The 1,061-nt window shown below is 65.9% G+C and carries 1 protein-coding gene; it reads left to right on the plus strand.

The annotated features are described in order from the left end of the window. The coding region (locus VTU_RS29595; RefSeq protein WP_040893866.1) for a SwmB domain-containing protein at positions 1–1,061 on the plus strand (1,061 nt) is incomplete at both ends.

The raw sequence follows: 1,061 nt of genomic DNA on the forward strand, positions 1-1,061 counted from the left end.
CTGCTGGTGCTGAGCTACACCGATGTGGGAAATCTGGATGCCGTGAATACCGCAGCCGCTTCGGCCTTTGCGGTCAGCAGCGCGGGCAAGGCGGCCATTCGCGTGAACAGCGTGCTCGTATTGGGCAAGACCGTGATCCTGGAACTGAGCCGCGAAGTGGCCAGCGACGAAACGCCCACGCTGAGCTACACCAAACCCGCGACCGGTGAGAACGTGATACAGGACGCGGCCGGCAATGACGCGGCCAGCTTCACGGACCAGGCCGTTCAGGTTCGGGACATCACGGCCCCGGTGCTGGGCAGCGCCACGGTCAACGGCAACCAACTGGTGCTGAGCTACACCGATGCGGGCAACCTGGATGCCGTGAATACCGCAGCCGCCTCGGCCTTTGCGGTCAGCAGCGTGGGCAATGCAGCCATTGGCGTGAACCGGGTGCTCGTATCGGGCAAGACCGTGATCCTGACGCTGAGCCGCGATGTGGCCCGCGGTGAAACGCTCAAGCTGAGCTACACCCGGCCGGCGACCGGCGAGAACGTGATACAGGACGTGGCCGGCAATGACGCGGCCAGCTTCAGGGACCGGGACGTTCAGATCCGGGACACCACGGCCCCGGTGCTGGGCAGCGCCACGGTCGACGGCAAGCTGCTGGAACTGACCTACATCGATGCGGGCAACCTGGATGCCGTGAATACCGCAGCCGCCTCGGCCTTTGTGCTGAGTAGCCCGGGCAATACGGCCATTCGCGTGGACCGCGTGCTCGTATCGGGCAAGACCGTGACCCTGCTGCTCAGCCGCAAGGTGGTCAGCGGCGAGGCGGTCACGCTGAGCTACACCCGGCCCGCGACGGGCGATATGGTGATACAGGACGCTGCCGGCAATGACGCGGCCAGTTTCACGAACCAGGCCGTGAGCAACAACCGAGCCGGGGACACCATGGCCCCGGTGTTCTACAGCGCCACGGTCCGCGGCAAGCAACTGGTGCTGAGCTACACCGACGCGACGGACCTGGATGCCGTGAGGACCGCAGCCGCCTCGGCCTTTGCGGTCAGCAGCGCGGGCAA

This window comes from Verminephrobacter aporrectodeae subsp. tuberculatae At4 (assembly GCF_000193225.1).
In the GTDB taxonomy this organism is placed as follows: domain Bacteria; phylum Pseudomonadota; class Gammaproteobacteria; order Burkholderiales; family Burkholderiaceae_C; genus Acidovorax; species Acidovorax aporrectodeae.